General features: G+C 57.2%; 19 protein-coding genes. 15 read left to right on the plus strand and 4 right to left on the minus strand.

Translation table 11 applies throughout. The annotated features are described in order from the left end of the window. The first annotated feature begins 209 nt into the window (after positions 1-209). From BK660_RS24745 to hemE, 11 genes are all read left to right on the plus strand, one after another. The gene (locus tag BK660_RS24745; RefSeq protein WP_123435499.1) at positions 210-1,274 is read left to right on the plus strand and encodes a pilus assembly protein PilM; all 1,065 of its coding nucleotides are present in this window, start codon (positions 210-212) and stop codon (positions 1,272-1,274) included. Next, positions 1,274-1,840 (plus strand): PilN domain-containing protein, encoded by a 567-nt coding sequence (locus BK660_RS24750; protein ID WP_123435500.1) that lies wholly within the window; start codon positions 1,274-1,276, stop codon positions 1,838-1,840. Before BK660_RS24745 ends, BK660_RS24750 begins: the two co-directional genes overlap by 1 nt. Next, positions 1,837-2,460, plus strand: a complete 624-nt coding sequence (gene pilO, locus BK660_RS24755; protein WP_123435501.1) for a type 4a pilus biogenesis protein PilO — start codon at positions 1,837-1,839, stop codon at positions 2,458-2,460. The genes BK660_RS24750 and pilO overlap by 4 nt, the downstream gene beginning before the upstream one ends. Further along, the gene (locus tag BK660_RS24760; RefSeq protein ID WP_123435502.1) at positions 2,457-2,984 is read left to right on the plus strand and encodes a pilus assembly protein PilP; all 528 of its coding nucleotides are present in this window, start codon (positions 2,457-2,459) and stop codon (positions 2,982-2,984) included. Before pilO ends, BK660_RS24760 begins: the two co-directional genes overlap by 4 nt. Before the next feature lie 13 nt (positions 2,985-2,997). Beyond that, positions 2,998-5,064: a type IV pilus secretin PilQ gene (locus tag BK660_RS24765; protein ID WP_123435503.1), complete on the plus strand. Its 2,067-nt coding sequence runs from the start codon at positions 2,998-3,000 to the stop codon at positions 5,062-5,064. Positions 5,065-5,068: 4 nt separating this feature from the next. Then, complete coding sequence (aroK, locus tag BK660_RS24770) at positions 5,069-5,587, plus strand: shikimate kinase AroK (protein WP_027922095.1); 519 nt, start codon at positions 5,069-5,071, stop codon at positions 5,585-5,587. A gap of 150 nt (positions 5,588-5,737) precedes the next feature. Then, complete coding sequence (gene aroB / locus BK660_RS24775) at positions 5,738-6,838, plus strand: 3-dehydroquinate synthase (RefSeq protein WP_123435504.1); 1,101 nt, start codon at positions 5,738-5,740, stop codon at positions 6,836-6,838. Between the two features lie 10 nt (positions 6,839-6,848). After that, on the plus strand, positions 6,849-8,441 hold the full coding sequence (locus tag BK660_RS24780; RefSeq protein ID WP_123435505.1) for an SPOR domain-containing protein: 1,593 nt from the start codon (positions 6,849-6,851) through the stop codon (positions 8,439-8,441). Between the two features lie 351 nt (positions 8,442-8,792). Further along, entirely contained in the window at positions 8,793-13,238 is a 4,446-nt protein-coding gene (gene gltB, locus BK660_RS24790; protein ID WP_123435506.1) for a glutamate synthase large subunit, read from the plus strand. Between the two features lie 33 nt (positions 13,239-13,271). Beyond that, positions 13,272-14,690, plus strand: coding sequence for an FAD-dependent oxidoreductase (locus tag BK660_RS24795; RefSeq protein WP_123435507.1), 1,419 nt, complete (start codon positions 13,272-13,274; stop codon positions 14,688-14,690). Between the two features lie 237 nt (positions 14,691-14,927). Further along, the gene (gene hemE, locus BK660_RS24805; RefSeq protein WP_123435509.1) at positions 14,928-15,995 is read left to right on the plus strand and encodes a uroporphyrinogen decarboxylase; all 1,068 of its coding nucleotides are present in this window, start codon (positions 14,928-14,930) and stop codon (positions 15,993-15,995) included. Between the two features lie 173 nt (positions 15,996-16,168). Here hemE and BK660_RS24810 read toward each other — a convergent pair whose 3' ends face one another. Beyond that, a complete protein-coding gene (locus BK660_RS24810; protein WP_123435510.1) occupies positions 16,169-17,443 on the minus strand; it encodes an MFS transporter in 1,275 nt (424 codons plus the stop codon). A 118-nt stretch (positions 17,444-17,561) separates the two neighbouring features. On the opposite strand from BK660_RS24810, the gene BK660_RS24815 reads away from it, so the two are divergent. Then, a complete protein-coding gene (locus BK660_RS24815) occupies positions 17,562-18,461 on the plus strand; it encodes a LysR family transcriptional regulator (RefSeq protein ID WP_123435511.1) in 900 nt (299 codons plus the stop codon). Positions 18,462-18,976: 515 nt separating this feature from the next. Here the strand turns inward: BK660_RS24815 and BK660_RS24825 are convergent. Beyond that, positions 18,977-19,918: a lipid II-degrading bacteriocin gene (locus tag BK660_RS24825; RefSeq protein ID WP_123435513.1), complete on the minus strand. Its 942-nt coding sequence runs from the start codon at positions 19,916-19,918 to the stop codon at positions 18,977-18,979. A gap of 610 nt (positions 19,919-20,528) precedes the next feature. On the opposite strand from BK660_RS24825, the gene BK660_RS24830 reads away from it, so the two are divergent. Then, on the plus strand, positions 20,529-20,972 hold the full coding sequence (locus BK660_RS24830) for a DUF2846 domain-containing protein (protein WP_123435514.1): 444 nt from the start codon (positions 20,529-20,531) through the stop codon (positions 20,970-20,972). A gap of 84 nt (positions 20,973-21,056) precedes the next feature. Here the strand turns inward: BK660_RS24830 and BK660_RS24835 are convergent, their stop codons facing one another. Both BK660_RS24835 and BK660_RS24840 read right to left on the minus strand, forming a co-directional pair. Continuing rightward, positions 21,057-21,344, minus strand: a complete 288-nt coding sequence (locus BK660_RS24835) for a hypothetical protein (protein WP_123435515.1) — start codon at positions 21,342-21,344, stop codon at positions 21,057-21,059. Between the two features lie 37 nt (positions 21,345-21,381). After that, complete coding sequence (locus tag BK660_RS24840) at positions 21,382-21,765, minus strand: DUF6124 family protein (protein WP_123435516.1); 384 nt, start codon at positions 21,763-21,765, stop codon at positions 21,382-21,384. A 380-nt stretch (positions 21,766-22,145) separates the two neighbouring features. Here BK660_RS24840 and BK660_RS24845 point away from each other — a divergent pair, with 380 nt between their 5' ends. Together BK660_RS24845 and BK660_RS24850 are read left to right on the plus strand one after the other, a co-directional pair. Further along, entirely contained in the window at positions 22,146-22,742 is a 597-nt protein-coding gene (locus BK660_RS24845; protein WP_123435517.1) for a helix-turn-helix transcriptional regulator, read from the plus strand. Further along, positions 22,735-23,598, plus strand: a complete 864-nt coding sequence (locus BK660_RS24850; RefSeq protein WP_123435518.1) for a queuosine precursor transporter — start codon at positions 22,735-22,737, stop codon at positions 23,596-23,598. The genes BK660_RS24845 and BK660_RS24850 overlap by 8 nt, the downstream gene beginning before the upstream one ends. Positions 23,599-23,616: the final 18 nt, after the last annotated feature.

A 23,616-nucleotide genomic window follows, 5' to 3' on the forward strand; every position in this document is an offset into this window, starting at 1 on the left:
GGACATCCAGGGCAAAGAATGAATGAGGCATCAGGGTTCGGATAAACAGGGAACAACCCGCGCTTGAAGTAAAAACCGGAAAAAAACGCTGGGCATTATAAGCATTTTTCCGCGGGGAGCGTCATTGGCGCTTCTGTCAAGACGGGAGGTAATGAACGCAACGGATATTACAGAGTCCGTAAGACACGGATAGTCATAGGGAATGGGCAGTGCTAGGACTCTTCAATAAAAAAGCCAACTCGCTGTTGGGGATCGACATCAGTTCCACGTCGGTAAAGCTTCTGGAACTGAGTCGTCAGGGTGACCGTTATCGGGTCGAGGCCTACGCGGTAGAGCCGTTGCCGGCCAATGCGGTAGTCGAAAAAAACATCGCTGAGCTTGAGGGTGTCGGGCAGGCGCTCTCTCGTGTGCTGCTCAAGGCCAGATCCAGCCTCAAGAACGTGGCGGTGGCAGTGGCTGGTTCGGCAGTGATCACCAAGACCATCGAGATGGACGGCGGTCTTTCCGACGACGAGATGGAAAACCAGCTCAAGATCGAGGCCGATCAATACATTCCCTATCCGTTGGACGAAGTCGCGATCGACTTCGAGGTCCAGGGCGTGTCTGCGCGTAACCCGGAGCGGGTCAATGTGCTGCTGGCCGCCTGTCGCAAGGAAAACGTCGAAGTCCGTGAAGCGGCCCTCGCCCTGGCCGGCCTGACCGCGCGCGTGGTCGATGTCGAGGCTTACGCGCTGGAGCGCTCCTTCGGTTTGCTCTCGACACAACTGGCCGCTTCTCAGGAGCGCCTGACGGTCGCGGTGGTGGACATTGGCGCGACCATGACCACCCTCAGCGTGCTGCACAACGGCAAGATCATCTACACCCGCGAGCAATTGTTCGGCGGTCGGCAACTGACCGAGGAAATTCAGCGACGCTATGGCCTGACGGTCGAGCAGGCCGGGCTGGCGAAGAAGCAGGGCGGTTTGCCCGACGACTACGTCAGCGAGGTCTTGCAACCGTTTCGCGAGGCGCTGGTGCAACAGGTTTCGCGCTCGTTGCAGTTCTTCTTTGCCTCTGGGCAGTACAACGCGGTCGATCACATTCTGCTGGCCGGTGGCACGGCGTCGGTGTCGGGGCTGGACCGGTTGATCGAACAGCGCCTGGACACGCCGACCCAAGTGGCCAACCCGTTCTCCAACATGGCCCTGAGCAGCAAGGTCAACGCCGGCGCCCTGGCCAGCGATGCGCCGGCCTTGATGATCGCGTGCGGGCTCGCCCTCAGGAGTTTCGACTGATGGCGCGGATCAATCTTTTACCCTGGCGCGAAGAGCGGCGAGAAGAACGCCGCAAACGCTTTTTGCTGGCGTTGGTCGGCGTGCTGCTGTGTTCTGTGGGGGGCGTACTGGTCGCGGATCAGCTCATCAGCGGCGCCATCGATCGGCAGGCTGCCCGTAACGCCTACATCGGCAAGCAGATCGCCGTGGTCGACGAGCGGATCGCACAGATCAGTGATTTGAAAGCCCGACGCCAGCAACTGGTCGAGCGCATGCGCATTATTCAGGACCTGCAAGGTAACCGGCCGATCAGCGGCCGGATCTTCGATCAACTGGCGCGCACGTTGCCGGACGGCGTGTATTTCACCGAAGTGAAAATGGTCGGCAAAACCCTCTCCATCACCGGCGCGGCGGAGTCCAACAATCGCGTGTCGGACCTGATGCGCAACCTGGATGCGTCCGACTGGTTCGATGCCCCGAGCCTTACCGAGGTCAAGGCGACGACCGCTGGTCAACTGGACCAGGCCAATGTCTTTCAGCTGACCGTTCGTCAGACACAACCCGCTGCCGTGGAGGACGATAAATGAGTCCGTCCCAATGGCTGGAAGGGTTGCGCAATGTTGACCTGGGCGATCTGGACACCAACAACATGGGTTCCTGGCCGCCAGCGATCAAGGCCGTGGTGGCTGTTCTGCTGATGCTGCTGGTGTTGGCGCTGGGGTACACCTTTTACCTCAGTGACCTCGAAGACCAGCTCAATCTGAAGCGTGAGGAAGAGTCGACCCTCAAGGAACAGTTCGCGACCAAAGCCCACATGGCGGCGAATCTGGAGCTGTACACCCAGCAAATGAAAGAGATGGAAACCTCCTTTGGCATGCTATTGCGGCAATTGCCCAGCGACACCGAGGTTCCCGGCCTGCTGGAAGACATCACCCGCACGGGCCTCGGCAGCGGGCTGGAGTTCGAAGAGATCAAGCTGCTGCCGGAAGTCACCCAGCAGTTTTATATCGAATTGCCGATTCAGATCACTGTCACCGGCGCCTATCACGACCTGGCGACCTTCGTCAGTGGTGTGGCGGGGCTGCCCCGGATCGTGACACTGCATGATTTCGACATTGCGCCGGCCAGCCCTGAAGGCGGACCGAAGTTGCGCATGAGCATCCTTGCCAAGACCTACCGCTACAACGGCAGCGGGGCGCAGAAATGAGCCCGATTCGTTGTGTTTCGATGGTGGTGTTGTTCGCCAGCCTGGCCGCGTGCGGTAGCGACAACGATGTCGGCGACCTGGATGCCTACATGAACGAAGTGCGCCTGCGGGCCCCGGGCAAAATTGAACCAACGCCGACGTTTCGGTCTTACCCAACGTTCACTTACAACGCCGCCAACCTGCGCAGCCCGTTTTCCCGGCAGGTCAGAGTGGACCTGGCGGGCCAGAAACGCGGCTCGCGCAACGTCAAGCCCGACCCCGATCGGGTCAAGCAGTACCTCGAAGGATTCAACATCGAGCAGTTTGAAATGGTCGGCACGATCTCCAATGCCTCCGGCTCCTTTGCGCTGTTGCGCGGGGCGGGCGGGGTGCATCGGCTGAAGGTTGGCGATTACCTGGGGAGAAACGATGGCCGGATCGTCGCCATCAGCGGCTCACAAGTCGATGTGGTCGAAATCGTTCCCGATGGCGAGGGTGCCTGGCTGGAGCGGCCACGAACCCTTCCTTTGAAAGAGCACTCATAGTGGAACTCGAATAATGAACAGGACTTTCTCAACCCTCGGCATTTCGCTATGGATAGCGTTGGTGTCTCCGATGGTGCTGGCGACCAACCTCAAAGCGCTGGATGTTGCTGCGCTGCCGGGTGATCGCGTCGAGTTGAAGTTATCTTTCGATGGGCCGCCACCGGTGCCCGACGGTTACACCACCGAACAGCCGGCGCGGATTGCGCTGGACCTGCCCGGTGTGGTCAGTCAGTTGAAGAGCAAGACTCGCGACCTGGGGGGCGGCAAAGCCCGCAGCGCCACGGTGGTGGAGGCCAACGACCGCACGCGGCTCATCATTAACCTGACGCAGTTGACTCCGTATAACGCGAGGGTCGAAGGCAATAATCTGTTGGTGGTGATTGGACAAGGGGCGAACAGCAAAGCCTCGAAACCGGCACCTCGCGCCGCAGTTGCAACGCCGGCACCGGCGAAAACCTACGCCCCTTCGAGCAAGTCCATTCGCGGCGTCGACTTCCAGCGCGGCACCCAGGGTGAAGGCAATGTGGTCATCGACCTGTCGGATCCCTCCATCGCGCCGGACATCCAGGAACACGAAGGCAAGATCATCCTCGGTTTCGCCAGGACCCAATTGCCCGAAAAGTTGCGTGTGCGCCTCGACGTCAAGGATTTCGCCACCCCGGTGCAATTCGTCAACGCCGTCGCCACCGGCGACCGAGCCACGATCACCATCGAGCCCGGCGGCGCCTTCGACTACTCGACCTATCAGACCGACAACAAGCTGACCGTCAGCATCCGGCCGATGACCGTCGACGATCTGCAAAAGCGCAATGCACAGCGCTTCGCCTACACCGGCGAAAAACTCTCGCTGAATTTCCAGGACATCGACGTGCGCTCGGTGCTGCAACTGATCGCTGATTTCACCAACCTCAATCTGGTGGCCAGCGATACCGTGCAGGGCGGCATCACGTTGCGGTTGCAGAATGTGCCATGGGATCAGGCGCTGGACCTGGTGCTGAAAACCAAGGGCCTGGACAAGCGCAAGATCGGCAACGTGCTGCTGGTGGCGCCGGCCGATGAAATCGCCGCCCGGGAGCGTCAGGAACTGGAATCGCAGAAGCAGATCTCCGAACTGGCGCCGCTGCGGCGCGAGCTGTTGCAGGTTAATTACGCCAAGGCGGCGGACATTGCCAAGCTGTTCACTTCAGTGACCAGCGCCGACGCGAAGGCCGACGAGCGGGGGTCGATTACTGTTGATGAGCGCACCAACAACATCATCGCCTACCAGCCTCAAGATCGCCTGGATGAGCTTCGTCGCATCGTTACGCAACTGGATATCCCGGTTCGTCAGGTAATGATTGAAGCGCGAATCGTCGAAGCCAACGTCGACTACGACAAAAGCCTCGGCGTGCGCTGGGGTGGTTCGGTGCGCAACAAGGGCAACTGGAACACCTCCGGGGCCAGCGATGGGAGGACCATCGGCACACCGGAAAGCACCAGTACCAACTCGTCGTTTGTCGACATGGGCGCAGCGGGAAGCACCTCGGGCATTGGCATTGCCTTCATCACCGACAACGTGTTGCTGGACCTGGAGCTGACGGCAATGGAGAAAACCGGCAACGGTGAAATCGTCTCGCAGCCCAAGGTAGTCACGTCCGACAAGGAAACCGCCAAAATCCTCAAGGGCACGGAGATTCCCTACCAGGAAGCCAGCTCCAGCGGCGCGACGTCTGTGTCTTTCAAGGAGGCCTCGCTGTCGCTGGAAGTGACGCCGCAGATCACCCCGGACAACCGGATCATCATGGAGGTCAAGGTCACCAAGGACGAGCCGGACTACCTGAACAAGGTGCAGGATGTACCGCCGATCAAGAAAAACGAGGTCAACGCCAAGGTCCTGGTCAACGATGGCGAGACCATCGTCATTGGCGGGGTTTTCTCAAATACTCAAAGCAAGGTTGTAGATAAGGTGCCATTTCTCGGCGATGTGCCGTATCTTGGCCGCCTTTTCCGGCGTGACGTGGTTTCGGAGAAAAAATCCGAGCTGCTGGTATTTCTCACTCCGCGTATCATGAACAACCAGGCGATTGCTGTGAGTCATTGATTCTGTGCGAAATTTGATTCTTGTTGGACCGATGGGCGCTGGTAAAAGCACCATCGGCCGGTTGCTGGCCAAAGAGCTGCGCCTGCCGTTCAAAGATTCCGATAAGGAAATTGAATTGCGCACGGGCGCCAATATCCCGTGGATTTTCGATAAAGAAGGCGAACCGGGCTTTCGTGACCGCGAGCAGGCGATGATTGCCGAGCTGTGTGGCTGCGATGGCGTGGTGTTGGCGACCGGTGGCGGCGCAGTCATGCGCGAAGCCAATCGTCGGGCGCTGCATGCCGGTGGTCGGGTGGTCTACTTGCATGCTTCCGTCGAGCAGCAAGTCGGCCGTACTGCCCGCGACCGCAATCGACCCCTGTTGCGTACCGCCGATCCCGCCAAGACCCTGCGGGATCTGTTGGCCATCCGCGATCCGCTGTATCGGGAAATCGCCGACCTGGTGGTTGAAACCGATGAGCGGCCGCCGCGAATGGTGGTGCTCGACATCCTCGAACGCTTGCAGCAGCTACCGCCCCGTTAATGCGCAGCGCGAAATGCGCTATCCTCGGCGTCCTGTCATGACCGCTCCGGGTTGTGGCAGATGGCTACCGAACGGCATCACACCAGCAGATGCCGTGGACATTCGATAACTCAAGGCAGGACGCCTGATTCATCTTCACTGTGGGGACACATGCAGACACTCAAGGTCGATCTAGGCGAGCGCAGCTACCCGATTCACATTGGCGAAGGTTTGTTGGATCAGCCTGAGCTGCTGGCCCCGCATATTCGCGGACGGCAAGTAGCGATCATCTCCAACGAGACCGTTGCACCGCTCTACCTCGAACGTCTGACCCGCAGCCTGGCGCAGTTCTCGGTGATTTCCGTGGTGCTGCCCGACGGCGAAGCCTTCAAGACCTGGGAAACCCTGCAACTGATCTTCGACGGCCTGCTGACCGCACGGCACGACCGCCGCACCACCGTGATCGCCCTCGGTGGCGGCGTGATTGGTGACATGGCCGGGTTTGCCGCCGCCTGCTACCAGCGCGGCGTTGATTTCATTCAAGTGCCGACCACGTTGCTGTCGCAGGTCGACTCTTCGGTGGGCGGCAAGACCGGTATCAACCATCCGCTGGGCAAGAACATGGTCGGCGCGTTCTATCAGCCGAACGTGGTGCTGATCGATACCGCGACCCTCAATACCCTGCCGGCCCGCGAACTGTCCGCCGGCCTGGCTGAAGTCATCAAGTACGGGCTGATCTGTGACGAGCCGTTCCTGACCTGGCTCGAAGAAAACGTTGATCGCCTGCGTGCCCTGGACCAGGTCGCCCTGACCTACGCGATCGAGCGTTCCTGCGCCGCCAAGGCTGCGGTGGTCGGTGCTGACGAAAAAGAGACCGGTGTTCGCGCCACGTTGAACCTCGGTCATACGTTCGGCCATGCCATCGAAACCCACATGGGCTATGGTGTCTGGCTTCATGGTGAGGCCGTTGCTGCTGGCACCGTGATGGCTTTGGAGATGTCCGCGCGCCTGGGCTGGATCAGCGAGCAAGAGCGTGATCGCGGTATTCGCCTGTTCCAGCGCGCCGGCCTGCCGGTCATCCCGCCTGAAGAGATGACCGAAGCCGATTTCCTTGAACACATGGCAATTGACAAGAAAGTGATCGACGGTCGTTTGCGCCTGGTGCTGCTGCGCCACATGGGCGAAGCGGTGGTGACCGACGATTATCCAAAAGAGATTTTACAGGCCACGCTGGGAGCGGATTACCGCGCCCTGGCTCAGCTGAAAGGTTAATAAGATCCCGATGACTAGTTTGCATGCCGACGAGGCTTTCCTCGGCCATTACCAGTTAAGTCATGACCCTTTTGCTCCACGGGTACCTGGCTTCAAATTTTTCCCGGCCCAGCGCAAACCGGTGCTGGGGCAACTGCATCACCTGGCGCGCTATAGCCAGTTGCTGCTGGTGGTCACGGGCCCGCAAGGCAGTGGCAAGACCCTGTTGCGCCAGGCCCTGGTAGCCAGCACCAACAAGCAGTCGGTGCAGAGCGTGGTGGTATCCGCTCGCGGCGCGGGCGATTCGGCCGGCATCTTGCGCCAGGTCGCTCAATCGCTGAACGTCGAACAGGCGGAGATCGGCGCGATTCTGGCGCAAGTGGTGCAACTCGCGTTGACCGGTCAGGAAGTCTATTTGCTGGTGGATGACGCCGAGCAGCTCGACGAGTCCGCGCTGGAAGCCCTGATGGCGCTGGCGGCTGGCGCACCGGAAGGTCGCCCGCACGTGTTCCTGTTTGGCGAGTCGTCACTGATCGCTCAGCTTGAGGCGCTGAGCCTTGAGGAAGAGCGCTTCCACGTGATCGAACTGCAGCCTTACACCGAAGAAGAAACCCGCGAATATCTGGATCAGCGCCTCGAAGGCGCCGGTCGGGGTATCGAACTTTTCACCGCGGATCAGATCTCTGATATTCACGAAAGCTCCGACGGATGGCCTGGCAACATCAATCAGGTCGCCCGCGATGCAATGATCGAAGCCATGATTGCCAGCCGCTCAGCGGTGAAGCGTCCAAGTATGGGGTTTAACATGCCGAAGAAACACGTATTGGCGATTTCCGCCGTAGTCGTGGTCGCGGTAGCCGCCGCCTGGTTGATGCCGGGTCGCAGCAAAGCACCGACCACCGGCGCACCTGCCAATGAACAGGCACAACTGCCGCTCGGCCAGGGTTCGCCACAGCCTAACGGCGGTGCACCTTCCGTCGAGTTCGCCGGTAACTCGCAGCCGATGCCATTGCCGCTGGTCGGCAACTCGCAACCGGTCATGCGCGGTCCGTTAGCTGAAGCGGCCGGTGGCATCACCGAGGGCGACGATGGCGTGCCGGTCGAGGGTTCCAGCGCGACACCGCCAACCGTGACCACTGTCGCACCGCCAGCGGGCATTCAGCCAGGTCCTGCGCCGACGCCGGCCGCTAAACCGGTTCCAGCACCGACTCAGGTCGCAACGGCCAAGCCAGCCCCGGCTGCGCCTGCCGTGAAGCCGGCTCCAGCGCCAGCCAAGCCAGCCGTTGTGGCCACCGCCAAGCCTGCCGAGAAGCCAGCACCTGCCGCCAAGGCCGCTGGTGGCACCTGGTACGCCGGTCAGCCGACCAGCAACTACGTGGTGCAGATCCTCGGCACCAGCTCTGAAACGACTGCGCAAAACTTCGTGAAAGAGCAGGGCGGCGAGTACCGTTATTTCAAGAAAGTCCTCAACGGCAAGCCGCTTTACGTCATCACCTACGGTAACTTCGCCAACCGCGATGCAGCCGTTACCGCCATCAAGGCCTTGCCAGCGAAGGTTCAGGCTGGTAAACCTTGGCCTCGCACTGTCGCCAGCGTCCAACAGGAACTGGCAACAACTCGCTGAAGATTCGGCGGCCTTACCCAGGCCGCCTCTCCCGGCACCTCAAAATTTCTACAAGCGCATGCCGTCTCCCAAGACCGCGTGCCTTGTGGTGTCTGCGTCACAGTAGTCTTTGAGTCGTTGCAGTCAAAATTAAAAAAAGTTTTGACTAGCACAGCAGATCGCTTTAAACCTTTCACAAATGCGACATAGATTTGCGACATTTCGTCGTCAAATTTGTGAGCGTAAGTGTCGGTGTGTACAATGACCTCCCTTTTGCTCCCGCAAAGCTGACGAACGTTCGGCGTGGATGGCAAGTGGTTGAATTGAAAAGAAATTTGCCTCGACAAGAGGCAGCCTGGTGAGAAAGTGTCTATGAAAGCAGGTCTGTACCAACCAGATGAATTCAAGGATAACTGCGGTTTCGGCCTGATAGCCCACATGCAGGGCGAGCCCAGTCATACCCTTTTGCAAACGGCCATTGAGGCCCTGACCTGCATGACCCACCGCGGTGGGATTAATGCCGACGGCAAGACCGGTGACGGTTGCGGTCTGCTGATTCAAAAGCCGGACGTGTTCCTGCGTGCCATCGCCCAGGAAACGTTCGGCGTCGCACTGCCCAAGCAATATGCCGTGGGCATGGTCTTCTTCAACCAGGACCCGGTGAAAGCCGAAGCTGCTCGCGAGAACATGAACCGCGAGATCCTGGCGGCCGGCCTGACCCTCGTCGGCTGGCGCAAAGTGCCGATCGACACCAGCGTGCTCGGCCGCCTGGCCCTTGAGCGCCTGCCGCAGATCGAACAAGTGTTCATCGGCGGTGAAGGCCTGAGCGACCAAGACATGGCCGTCAAACTGTTCACGTCCCGTCGTCGCTCGTCCGTGTCCAACGCCGCCGATGCCGACCACTACGTCTGCAGCTTTTCGCACAAGACCATCATTTATAAAGGCCTGATGATGCCGGCGGATTTGACCGCCTTCTATCCAGACCTGAGCGATGAGCGCCTGCAAACGTCGATTTGCGTGTTCCACCAGCGCTTCTCCACCAACACCCTGCCGAAATGGCCGCTGGCTCAACCGTTCCGCTTCCTGGCGCACAACGGCGAGATCAATACCATCACCGGCAACCGCAACTGGGCCGTGGCCCGTCGCACCAAGTTCACCAACGATCTGATGGACCTGGAAGAACTCGGCCCGCTGGTCAACCGCGTCGGTTCCGACTCCTCCAGCATGGACAACATGCTCGAGCTGATGGTCACCGGTGGCATCGACCTGTTCCGCGGCGTGCGGATGATCATTCCGCCTGCGTGGCAGAACGTCGAAACCATGGACCCGGACCTGCGTGCGTTCTACGAATACAACTCGATGCACATGGAGCCGTGGGACGGCCCGGCCGGCGTGGTAATGACCGACGGTCGCTACGCGGTGTGCCTGCTCGACCGTAACGGTCTGCGTCCGGCGCGTTGGGTCACGACCAAAAACGGTTTCATCACCCTGGCCTCGGAAATCGGTGTCTGGAACTACCAGCCTGAAGACGTGATCGCCAAGGGCCGCGTTGGCCCGGGCCAGATCTTTGCCGTGGACACCGAAACCGGCCAGATCCTCGACACCGATGCGATCGACAACCGCTTGAAGTCCCGTCATCCGTACAAGCAATGGCTGCGCAAGAATGCCCTGCGCATCCAGGCGACCATGGAAGACAACGACCACGGTTCGGCGTTCTACGACGTCGATCAGCTCAAGCAATACATGAAGATGTACCAGGTCACTTTCGAAGAACGTGATCAGGTGCTGCGTCCGCTCGGTGAGCAAGGCTACGAAGCCGTGGGCTCGATGGGCGACGATACGCCGATGGCCGTACTGTCCCAGCGCGTGCGCACGCCGTACGACTATTTCCGTCAGCAGTTCGCGCAGGTCACCAACCCGCCGATCGACCCGCTGCGTGAAGCCATCGTCATGTCGCTGGAGATCTGCCTCGGTGCCGAGCGCAACATCTTCCAGGAATCGCCGGAACACGCCTCGCGCGTGATCCTCAGCTCGCCGGTCATTTCCCCGGCCAAGTGGCGGTCGCTGATGAACCTCGATCGTCCGGGCTTCGAGCGCGCGATCATCGATCTGAACTACGACGAAAGCGTCGGCCTCGAAGCGGCGATCCGCAACGTTGCCGATCAGGCGGAAGAAGCCGTGCGCGCCGGTCGTACCCAAGTCGTGTTGAGTGACCGTCACATTGCCCCGGGCAAATTGCCGATCCACGCTTCGCTCGCCACCGGCGCGGTGCACCACCGCCTGACCGAAAAAGGCCTGCGTTGCGACTCCAACATCCTCGTGGAAACCGCGACCGCTCGCGACCCGCATCACTTTGCCGTGTTGATCGGTTTTGGCGCCTCCGCCGTTTATCCGTTCCTGGCTTACGAAGTGCTGGGCGACCTGATCCGTACCGGTGAAGTGCTGGGCGACCTCTATGAGGTGTTCAAGAACTACCGCAAAGGCATCACCAAAGGCCTGCTGAAGATTCTGTCGAAGATGGGTATTTCGACCATCACCTCCTATCGCGGAGCACAACTGTTCGAAGCGATCGGCCTGTCCGAAGAAGTGTGCGAGCTGAGCTTCCGTGGTGTGCCGAGCCGCATCAAGGGCGCGCGTTTCGTCGACATCGAAGCCGAGCAGAAAGCACTCGCCGCTGAAGCCTGGAGCCCGCGCAAGCCGATCCAGCAAGGCGGCCTGCTGAAGTTCGTCCACGGTGGCGAATATCACGCCTACAACCCGGACGTGGTCAACACCCTGCAAGCCGCTGTGCAGCAGGGCGACTACAGCAAGTTCAAGGAATACACGGCGCTGGTGGACAACCGTCCGGTGTCGATGATCCGCGACATGTTCAAGGTCAAAACCCTCGACACGCCGCTGGACATCAGCGAGATCGAACCGCTGGAATCGGTGCTCAAGCGCTTTGACTCCGCCGGTATCTCGCTGGGCGCCCTGTCGCCGGAAGCTCACGAAGCCCTGGCCGAAGCCATGAACCGCCTCGGCGCGCGTTCCAACTCCGGCGAAGGCGGCGAAGACCCGGCGCGTTACGGCACCATCAAAAGCTCAAAAATCAAGCAAGTCGCGACTGGCCGTTTCGGTGTGACCCCGGAATACCTGGTCAACGCTGAAGTGCTGCAGATCAAAGTCGCTCAGGGCGCCAAGCCCGGCGAAGGTGGTCAGCTGCCAGGTGGCAAGGTCAACGGTCTGATCGCCAAGCTGCGTTACGCAGTGCCGGGCGTGACCCTGATTTCGCCACCCCCGCACCACGACATCTATTCGATCGAAGACTTGTCGCAGCTGATTTTCGACCTGAAACAAGTCAACCCGAAGGCGCTGGTCTCGGTGAAACTCGTAGCAGAAGCGGGCGTCGGCACCATCGCCGCCGGTGTGGCCAAGGCCTATGCGGACTTGATCACCATCTCCGGCTACGACGGCGGCACCGGTGCATCGCCGCTGACCTCGATCAAATACGCGGGCGCGCCGTGGGAACTCGGCCTGGCCGAAACCCACCAGACCCTGCGCGGCAACGACCTGCGCGGCAAAGTGCGGGTACAAACCGACGGCGGCCTGAAAACCGGCCTCGACGTGATCAAGGCTGCCATTCTCGGCGCTGAGAGCTTCGGCTTCGGCACCGCGCCAATGATCGCCCTGGGCTGCAAATACCTGCGTATCTGCCACCTGAACAACTGCGCCACCGGCGTCGCGACTCAGAACGAGAAGCTGCGCAAGGATCACTACATCGGGACCGTCGACATGGTGGTGAATTTCTTCACCTACGTCGCCGAAGAAACCCGTGAGTGGCTGGCCAAGCTGGGCGTGCGCTCCCTCGAAGAGTTGATCGGTCGTACCGATCTGCTGGAAGTCCTCGAAGGCCAGACCGCCAAGCAGCAACACCTGGACCTGACGCCGTTGCTGGGCAGCGATCACATCCCGGCAGACAAGCCTCAATTCTGCCAGGTGGACCGCAACCCACCGTTCGACAAAGGCCTGCTGGCCGAGAAAATGGTCGACCTGGCCACCTCGGCCATCAACGACATGAGCGGCGCCGATTTCGCCCTGGACATCTGCAACTGCGACCGTTCGATCGGCGCACGGATCTCCGGTGAAATCGCGCGCAAGCACGGTAACCAAGGCATGGCGAACGCGCCGATCACCTTCCGCTTCAAAGGGACGGCCGGTCAGAGCTTCGGTGTGTGGAACGCCGGCGGCCTGAACATGTACCTGGAAGGCGACGCCAACGACTACGTCGGCAAAGGCATGACCGGCGGCAAGCTGGTCATCGTGCCGCCGAAGGGCAGCGTCTACAAGACTCAGGACAGTGCCATCATCGGCAACACCTGCCTGTACGGCGCCACTGGGGGCAAGTTGTTCGCCGCCGGCACCGCGGGCGAGCGTTTTGCCGTGCGTAACTCCGGTGCTCACACGGTTGTGGAAGGCACGGGCGATCACTGCTGCGAGTACATGACCGGTGGTTTCGTCTGCGTCCTGGGCAAGACCGGTTACAACTTCGGCTCAGGCATGACCGGCGGTTTCGCCTACGTGCTCGACCAGGACAACACCTTCGTTGACCGGGTCAACCACGAACTGGTGGAAATCCAGCGGATCAGCGGTGAGGCGATGGAAGCCTACCGCAGCCACTTGCAACGCGTGCTGAACGAATACGTCGAGGAAACCGACAGCGAATGGGGTCGTAATCTCGCTGAAAACCTCGACGACTACCTGCGTCGTTTCTGGCTGGTCAAGCCCAAGGCTGCCAACCTGAAATCGTTGCTTTCCAGCACCCGTGCCAACCCGCAGTGATATGCGCCTGAAGAGTTTGATGAGGTTTTAACAATGGCTGAACGTCTGAATAACGACTTCCAGTTCATCGATGTCGGGCGCAAAGATCCGAAGAAGAAACTGTTGCGTCAACGCAAGAAAGAGTTCGTGGAGATCTACGAACCCTTCAAACCCCAGCATTCGGCCGATCAGGCCCACCGCTGCCTGGGTTGCGGTAACCCGTATTGCGAATGGAAGTGCCCGGTGCACAACTTCATTCCCAACTGGCTGAAACTGGTGGCCGAGGGCAACATCCTCCAGGCCGCCGAGCTGTCGCACCAGACCAACACCCTGCCGGAAGTCTGCGGCCGGGTGTGTCCGCAGGATCGTCTGTGCGAGGGTGCCTGCACCCTCAATGATGGCTTCGGCGCGGTAACCATCGGTTCGGTCGAGAAGTACATCACCGACACCGCGTTCGCCATGGGCTGGCGCCCGGACATGTCCAAGGTCAAGCCGACCGGCAAGCGTGTCGCGATCATCGGTGCTGGCCCGGCTGGCCTGGGCTGTGCCGACGTGCTGGTACGTGGCGGCGTGACGCCGGTGGTGTTCGACAAGAACCCGGAAATCGGTGGCCTGCTGACCTTCGGCATCCCCGAGTTCAAGCTGGAAAAGACCGTGCTGAGCAATCGCCGCGAAGTCTTCACCGGCATGGGCATCGAGTTCCGCCTGAACACCGAAGTGGGCAAGGACGTGACCGTCGAGCAACTGCTCGAAGAATACGATGCCGTGTTCATGGGCATGGGCACCTACACCTACATGAAGGGCGGCTTTGCCGGTGAGGACCTGCCAGGCGTGCACGACGCGCTCGACTTCCTGATCGCCAACGTCAACCGCAACCTGGGCTTTGAAAAGTCGCCGGAAGATTTCGTCGACATGAAAGGCAAGAAGGTCGTGGTACTCGGCGGTGGCGACACGGCGATGGACTGCAACCGTACGTCGATTCGCCAGGGCGCCAAGTCGGTGACCTGTGCATACCGTCGTGACGAAGCGAACATGCCGGGCTCGCGCAAAGAAGTGAAGAACGCCAAGGAAGAAGGGGTGAAATTCCTCTACAACCGCCAGCCGATCGCCATCGTCGGTGAAGACCGCGTCGAAGGCGTAAAAGTGGTCGAGACCCGTCTCGGCGCACCGGACGCCCGTGGCCGTCGCAGCCCTGAGCCGATCCCGGGCTCCGAAGAGATCATCCCGGCTGATGCCGTGGTCATCGCCTTCGGTTTCCGCCCAAGCCCGGCGCCGTGGTTCGAACAGTTCGACATCCAGACCGACAGCCAGGGCCGCGTTGTGGCTCCGGAACAAGGCAAGTTCAAACACCAGACCAGCAACCCGAAAATCTTCGCCGGTGGCGACATGGTTCGCGGTTCTGACCTGGTGGTGACGGCGATCTTCGAAGGGCGTAATGCCGCCGAAGGGATCCTGGATTACCTGGGCGTCTGATCACTTTCCAATAGTTTGGAATGTAATACCTGTGGGAGCTGGCCTGCCGGCGATGCAGGCACCTCGGTCTACCAGACCAACCGAGGTGTCTGCATCGCCGGCAGGCCAGCTCCCACAGTGTTTTGTGGTGCTGCAAAAATGCGACAAATTGACCCGATAGACAAAAGGCTGACCTGCAACCGTGCCTTTTGCGTCGCGCTCTGAGAAAATGCCCGCACTTTTTTTCCGGATGCCGACATGACTGCCCTGAAGAACGACCGTTTCCTTCGCGCCCTGCTCAAGCAACCCGTAGACGTCACCCCTGTGTGGATGATGCGTCAGGCCGGTCGCTACCTGCCTGAATACCGCGCCAGCCGTGCCAAGGCCGGTGACTTCATGAGCCTGTGCATGAACCCGGAGTTCGCTTGCGAAGTCACGATGCAACCGCTCGACCGCTATCCGCAACTGGACGCGGCGATCCTGTTCTCCGACATCCTGACCATCCCGGATGCCATGGGCCAAGGCCTGTACTTCGAAACCGGTGAAGGTCCGCGCTTCAAGAAAGTCGTCAGCACCCTGGCCGACATCGAAGCCCTGCCGATTCCTGATCCGCACAAAGACCTCGGCTACGTCATGGATGCGGTCAGCACTATCCGCCGTGAACTGAACGGTCGTGTGCCGTTGATCGGCTTCTCCGGTAGCCCATGGACCCTGGCCACCTACATGGTTGAAGGCGGCTCGTCGAAAGACTACCGCAAGACCAAAACCATGCTGTACGACAACCCGAAAGCCCTGCACCTGCTGCTGGACAAACTCGCGCAGACGGTCACCAGCTACCTCAACGGCCAGATCATGGCCGGTGCGCAAGCCGTGCAGATTTTCGATAGCTGGGGCGGCAGCCTCTCGGCGGCGGCGTACCAGGAATTCTCCCTGGCCTACATGAAAAAGATCGTCAGCGGCCTGATCCGCGAACACGAAGGCCGCAAGGTTCCGGTGATCCTGTTCACCAAGGGCGGCGGTTTGTGGCTGGAAAGCATCGCCGACGCTGGCGCTGATGCATTGGGCCTGGACTGGACCTGCGACATCGGCAGCGCCCGTGATCGCGTCGGCAGCAAAGTCGCGCTGCAAGGCAACATGGACCCAACCGTGCTGTACGCCAAACCGGAAGCCATTCGCACCGAAGTCGGCCGCATCCTCGCCAGCTACGGCCAAGGCAGCGGCCACGTGTTCAACCTCGGGCATGGCATCACGCCGGAAGTTGATCCGGAACACGCGGGTGCGTTCCTGCGTGCGGTGCATGAGTTGTCGGCGCAGTATCACGAGTGATCCTCGCCCAATAAAAACGCCCGGCTGATGCCGGGCGTTTTTGTTTGCGAGATGCCGAACTGTGCTCGGTCAATGTGGGAGCGGGCTTGCTCGCGAAAGCGGAGTGTCAGTCAGCATTGATGTGCCTGACACACCGCTTTCGCGAGCAAGCCTGCTCCCACAGGGGAATTGCGTCAGGCGTTGATATTTTCCAGCGGCGGCAACTTCGCCAGCTTCAACGCCACCAGCAACGCAATCACCAGCAGCGCGCCAATAAACACCCCAATCCCGTTCCACCCGCCCAAGTGCCAGAACACCCCGCCCGCCGTCCCGGCAATGCTCGATCCCGCGTAATAGCTGAACAGATAAAGTGATGACGCCTGCCCCTTGGCCTTGATCGCCCGGCGGCCGATCCAGCTGCTCGCCACGGAGTGCGCGGCAAAGAAGCCAAAGGTAAAGATCAGCATGCCAATGATCACCACCGGCAGCGGTGTGAACAGGGTCAGGGCCAGGCCGGCGAGCATCAACACAATCGTCGCCCAGAGCACTTTGCGCCGACCCAGCTTGTCAGCCAGCGAACCGATCTTCGCCGAGCTGTAGATTCCCGACAGGTACACCACCGAGAGCAGTCCGACGAAGGCTTGCTCCATGTGATACGGCTCGGCCAACAAGCGGTAGCCGATGTAGTTGAACAGCGTGACGAACGCGCCCATCAACACAAAGGCTTCCAAGAACAACAGCGGCAAACCGGCATCGCGAAAGTGCATGGTGAAGCCGTCCAGCAAGCTGCGCGGGTGCAGCGAGCGGGCGCGGAAGTTGCGCGACTCGGGAAGGATTTTCCAGAACACCCCCGCCGCGATCAGGGCCAGGCCACCGATCACCAGCATCGCCGTGTGCCAGCTGACGAAGTCGATCAGCACGCCGGTGATCAAACGTCCGCTCATCCCGCCAATCGCGTTGCCGCCGATATACAACCCCATCGCCAGACCAATGTGCTGTGGGTGGATCTCTTCGCTCAGGTACGTCATGGCGACCGCTGCCAGGCCGCTCAACGACAATCCGATCAGTGCGCGCATGATCAATACGCCTTCCCAACTTGGCATCATCGCGCTGGCCATGGTGCACAGCGCGGCAGCGAACAACGCGGAGACCATCACCGGTTTGCGGCCGACACGGTCGGAGATCGGACCGGTAATCAGCAGGCCAATGGCGAGCATGCCCGTCGCCACCGACAGGATCAGGCTGCTTTGCGCCGCGTTGATCGAGTACTCGTGGGACAGCAGCGGCATCATCGGTTGCACGCAGTAGAGCAGCGCGAAGGTCGCGAAGCCGCCGGAGAACAGCGCCAGCACCGTGCGCATGAACATCGGCGTGCCTTTTTCGATGTAAATCTCCTTCAGCTCGGCGACGACATCGTCCGCTGCGGAGGGCGGAACTTCATGGGCGAGTGGAGCGACAGCAGTTTTCACATTGGACCTCGGAGGGCGCAGCCGGGCAGGCAATGAAAAAATCATATAGCTGCCTAATGATTCAATCCAATATATTGTTCGACCTGTTTGAGAGCTTTTACGACCTAATGGGGTTTTCATGGAACTGCGTCACCTGCGCTACTTCATCGCCGTCGCCGAAGAACTGCACTTCGGCCGCGCCGCTCAGGTGCTGGGCATCTCTCAGCCGCCGCTGAGCCAACAGATTCAGGCACTGGAGGCCGAGGTTGGCGCGCGTTTGTTCGAGCGAACCAATCGTCGGGTCGAGCTCAGCGAAGCCGGTCGGTTGTTTTTGCAAGAGGCGCGATTGGCGCTGGCGCAAGTCGACAAAGCTGCCGACGTGGCGCGGCGTGCGCAACTGGGGGAACTCGGTGAACTGAAGATCGGCTTCACCTCCTCGGCACCGTTCAACTCGACCATTCCCCAGGCCATTTTTTCCTTCCGCCAGCGCTTCCCGGCGGTGCACCTGAATTTGCGGGAGATGAGCAGCACCCAGGTCGCCGATGCGTTGGTCGACGAGTCAATCGAGGTCGGCATCATGCGGCCGCTGGGGTTGCCGGACTCGCTCAGCGTCGTGGAGCTGATGCGCGAGCCACTGGTGGCGGTGCTCAGCTCCAAGCATCCCTTGGTCAATGGCAGCGAAGACGGCTTGTTCCTGTCGGCACTGGCCCTCGAGCCTTTCGTGTTTTTTCCACGCAGCTACGGCAGCGGTCTCTACGCACAATTGCTCAGCCTGGCCCGCGATGCCGGCTTCAGCCCGCACTTTGCGCAAGAGGCGGGCGAGGCGATGACGATTATCGGCCTGGTCGCGGCGGGGTTGGGTGTGTCGGTACTGCCGGCGTCGTATCAGCGGATGCGCATCGATGGTGTGGTGTATCGGCCGTTACTGGATCCGGCGGCGGTGTCGGCGGTGTGGCTGGTGCAGCGCAAGGATCAGAAGTCGCCGATGGCCAAGGCGTTTGTTGAGTTGTTGACCAGAAAGGTTGAGTTCATAACATAAGAAAACTTTGGTGACGCTCCATCAAATCAAAGAACCCTTGGGCTGCTGGTTACTTTGTTCGTGAGATGAAGTTTTTGTAAAACTTGATTTGGTGGCTTAGATAGACCAAAAGTGTGATGAGATAGAGAATGGAGATGGTTAAATGATTTGGAGTAAGCCAGTAATAAGTGCATTCAAAAAGCAATGCAAATGAAAGTGCCGACGCAAGCACTGCTGGTGTGGTAGAAATAATACTCGTTTTTTTAAAATACTTTAGTCGTTTAAAGAGCGGTAGCTGGAACAGAGAAAATATAAAGAGTGTCACCAATGCCAAGGTTATAGCGATAATGGGGATCGCTATTGAATCCTGAGTAGCGGTGTAGATTCCGTTTTCAAAATTTGAAATTACAATGCAGTAACTCCAAATTGAAGTGGTGATGAGCATCATAAAATACAGTACTAGGGGTGAAATTTTGATCTTGGTCATGGTTTCCCGGATAAAGGCAGTCAGATTAATCTGGCTGCCTGGGTAGTAGTTAGAGTGGCAGGAATTGATATCCATTCCCGACTAAATGTACTTTGTGCTCGCCTGAAATATCGATGTCGTAGCTTGTTCCCGGGAGTGCCCGACCAGCAGTAGTTAACTCTTCTAGTGCGCGTGGCCTATTGCTTGCGTTGAAATCGTATCTGTCATGATAAGCCTTTATCACTCCAACGAACCGCCAGGACCCATCATCGCTCCTGGTGAAGTCACCGGACATGTTTAAAGTAATCCGTCCAAGGTAGGCTCCCGTTGCGATACTGTCGTCAAATGTATTGTATGCAACCCGTGGATCAATCAAATGATATACACCAGGCGACTTCGTATTTTCTATGGCTTGTCTTAATAGTGGTAGCTTATGCTCCAGGACGTTAAGGCCAATGGTGTTTATATCGACTTCGAGCTTTTCACCTTTTCCCCATAGATAATGCCCCAAGGCCTTGACTGGGCTGAATGTACCTCCGGAAAGCTTCGGCGTTTCCAGTGCATAAGACGTGCTGTCTACGTGTCTGGAATTCGCAACGGCGATAATGGCTTCCCTTGCACTGAAGCCACTTTTTTGAAGGGCGTCGGCCAAACTAAAACTTACGATTTTATTTTTGAATAAATCGTCGTTGATTCGCCAGTGAGGATCTACCCAGCCACGGTCGCTTTCTACGATTCGCCAAATATCTTTTATTGCGCCGTAGGCGTCATTTTTATTTAAAGCTTTGTCAAGCAGTCGCAAATTGAAGGTGAAATCGTCAAGCCCGGTCTGGCGCTTTATCATTTCAATGTTGTAGGCTTTGTTTCCTTCAGTAACTACCTCAGGTTCAGGAGGAGGAAGAACGTATGTGCCATCAATGATGATGCCGTCAGTAGACCAGTATCCTCCATTAGAACCTCTCCAAGTCCCAATGATATGCGTGGTTGGTAGATCATTTTCAGTTCGTGTCATTACCTTCATCCTTGGCGGTATTGATAAATTAAAGTCTATAAAAACTGATTTGTGAGTTTTTATTTACGAGCATCAACAATTAATCATGAGTTGGAAAGAAGCTCAATGGGCTAAATACACACTCGGAAATGTATTACACAGATTACGGAATAGTCCGGCGGATAGCATATTCAGTGTCCAACTGGCTAATGATCAATGGCAGCGAAAACGGGTTGTTTCTGTAGGCACTGGCAGTTAGGCGAATGGCCAGTCGTTGCCCTGAGTTCTGTTTCGCGCAATACTCCCCCCGTTCCCGAAAGGGGCTTGAGAGACTCTGAGGATCCTGGGCAACCAGCCATCGCAGAGCCAGACAGGTACAGGGCGATGACAAGCCGACCTGTTTGTGAAGGGGCGCCGAAAGGCGCCCTTTGTCGTTCTAGCATGTCCTGCCTCAGCCGATCTGTACCCGATCCCCACGCAACACCCCTGCGGACCCTATCGCCCTCAGCACTTCTGGCGGCGCGCGAACTCGCGCCTTGGGGCTTGCCATGTTTTTTTGATACATCCCTTCGCCTTTTTTCTGATCAGCCGATAACGGTTTCGAACTCATCACAAACAATGGAGATACAGGATGTTCAAGCAGCTAACCCTCACCGCTTTGCTGGCCGTGGCCGCGCTCACCGGTGGTTGTGCTTCGGTAAAAATGGCGGATGACACGCAGGACGCTCAAGCGAAGACCTTCCAGGTCGCCCCGGACAAAGCCAATATCTACGTTTATCGCAACGAGAGCATGGGCGCCGGCGTGAAAATGCCGGTGACGCTCAACGGTAAACCGGTCGGCCAGACCGTCGCCAAGTCGTACCTGATGTTGGCCGTCCCGGCCGGTCAGCAGACCCTGGTGTCCTCGGCGGAAAACGATTCCGAATTGAAACTCACCGCAGAAGCCGGCAAGAACTACTTTATCTGGCAGGAAGTGAAAGTGGGCTTCATCAAGGCACGCAACAGCCTGCAAGTGGTTGATGACCAGACCGGTCGTGCTGGCGTTGCTGAAAGCAAGTTGATCCAGGCTCAGTAAGCGTTTGAACGGCCTCTGCGCCAAGCGCGGGGGCCGTTTTCACATGTGTTGGAAACGCGGCTGTCCACACCGCTGACGCCGTTACTACTCGGCAGGCGCGGGTCTTGATTTGCTTTGCTGCGCCGAAACTTGCTCTTGCAATCGTCGCCCGACGACATCCAGCAAATCACAACCATCACGCAATGACGTCACCAACACCCGCGCCAGCTCACTGTAAACGCCCTCATCAAACGCAAAACTCTCAAGCAGCTGGGTCGCAGTGCGGATGCGGTAAGCCGCTGTTTCGTGCAACACGTCCAGCGGTGCTTCGGTGTCGATCACCAGCGAAGCGATGGTGCAATCGATACCTGTGATAGGCATGTATCTATCCATGACAAAAAACCTCCATTGCGTAAGAGCGCGTGATTACTTATTGCTGACTGCTGGATGGCGCCATAGACAACCCACAGGGAGGGTCAAGAATGTCCAGGGCCCGGTTGACCATCAGCTCGGCCAGCACGACCAGTTGCTGAATGGCCAATGCCTCGTTGCGGCGAGAGCCTTCGAGCTCGCAGGCGAGGTCGGTGGTCATCACATTCAGCGAGGCGAGGGTTTCAGTGGCGTGACAGAGCAAGGACTCCGTATCGATGTTCGGGTTGATGCTGAACACATGGCTGACAGGGTCGGGGCGGTTTGGATTGCGCAAGCGGGCGCTGACGGTGCGCTCGGTGGTTTCGGAGAGTTTGGATAGGTCGGCGGTGTCAGCGTCTTTCTGATCTGGCAACTGCGGAGGATCGGGATTGATTTTTTTCATTGTGGAACTCCCTTGTTTTTTAAAGAAAAGCGGCATCCTTTCCGGCTATTCATGATTGATCGTCAGCGATATATGGGTTGACGATACCGATAGATTTATAACTAAAAACGTCATACTTATTGTTCAAATAAGTGAACATTTGTGTAATTAAATGATTCTTTAGAATCTTCTGTAAGTAAGTTCATATTGTTTTGTGGGAATCTTCTACCGAATGGTGTGCTGAAGTAAACATCGAATTAAACGGTGTTTTATGAATGTATAATCTGGCTGAGTGTGTCTATTCGCACGTCAGGTAGGCGAGCCGAGCGACAAACACAAAAGCAAATCGCAATACTCGGTTTGAGTGATCACATTAATTACAGGCGATTGGCAGATATTTGATGCATAGAAAAGAAAAAACTGAACATCTAAAGAGAAATATTAAATACCTTATAAAAAGCCGAGGTGAAACGCAGATATCGTTATGTAATTCAGTCGGGTTGACCAGGACTACTATCTACAACATTTTGGAAGGAAGGGTTGTCAATGTTCAGCAGTCTACCATTCGTAAAATTTCTGATTTTTTTGGTGTGTCCTATAAAGAAATAGAAACTGTAGATTTTGAAGAGAGGGAGGTTATAGAAGGTAGCGTTTCTTTGCTGGGCAATATGAATCCTGCAGCGGTTCCTGTAATTAAAGAAAGTTTGCTTGTGCAAAGCCTCGATAAGAGAATCGGTGAGTTGGTTGTAACCCATCCTTTGACCTATTATTTCGGTACGGCCTGCAATTTAATCGCTGTGCTTCTGGAAAGCGAAATCAGCGGCGTGAATGAGTCAGGGGACTTGTTGATAGTGAAGAAAGGTTTGTCGAATAGTGATAAAGAAAAGCTTGCATACGACAAAGTAACAAAGAACCTATTTATAACCAGGGGATCTGCCTGTTGTTCTGGTGATGTTCTTGTAATAGGAGAGATAGTGAAGGAAAGGTTCAATGGATAGTGTTTCGGAAAACAGCAGATACAAATTATTAGGGTTTGACAATAGTAAAAGCCTTGCCGTTATCATGATCGTTTCAACGGGGAAGGTCATAAAAATAAAGCTGAATGATTTGATGAAAAGTGATGTGGTGGATAATTTAAATAGAGCAGAACTAAAATCTGTGTACAGGAAGTTTTATTCCGGTGGTGCGGCGTTGACAGCATACGAAATAAATGACCGGCAAGAGAAGTCATGGATGACTTATGTGGCTCTTAATTTGTTGCTTTTTGCGCTATATATCTTCACAAATGTTGCCGCAACAAAGCTGGTATACATAGAGTGGCTTGATATCGTTGTCACTCCAGGGGTTTTTATTTACCCGTTAACGTTTTTAATAGTTGATATGTTGAATGAGTTTTATGGGCTTAGGCTTGCGAGGAAAGCCATATTTTTTGCTTTTGCGAGTAATGCTTTGATTACTGTTTTGTTAAGCACTACCAGCTTTCTTCCAGGTTTGTCAGGCTGGAAACTTGATGAACCATATAGCGAGGTCATGACTCATGTATCGTCTGTGTTGGTGGCGTCTTCCATTTCCTTTATTTTTTCTGAATATGTAAATTCTTACTTGTTGAATAAAATAAAGCAGCTTACAAGCTCTAGGTTTTTATTCTTGCGGGTTTTCTTAAGTACGTTTTTTGCGGTGATAATAGACAGTTTTATTTTTTGTTTTATAGCATTTTACGGAGCAATGACTAATGCCGAAATACTTAATATCGTTTATGTCCAGATTGCTATAAAAATGTGTTTCGCTGTCTTTAATATTTTGCCAGCCTACGGAGCAAGATCTCTATTTAAAAGGTATGTGGTTAACGTCTGAGACTTGGAAAAGGGGAAG

The sequence above is a fragment of the Pseudomonas brassicacearum genome (assembly GCF_003732265.1).
GTDB lineage: Bacteria > Pseudomonadota > Gammaproteobacteria > Pseudomonadales > Pseudomonadaceae > Aquipseudomonas > Aquipseudomonas brassicacearum_D.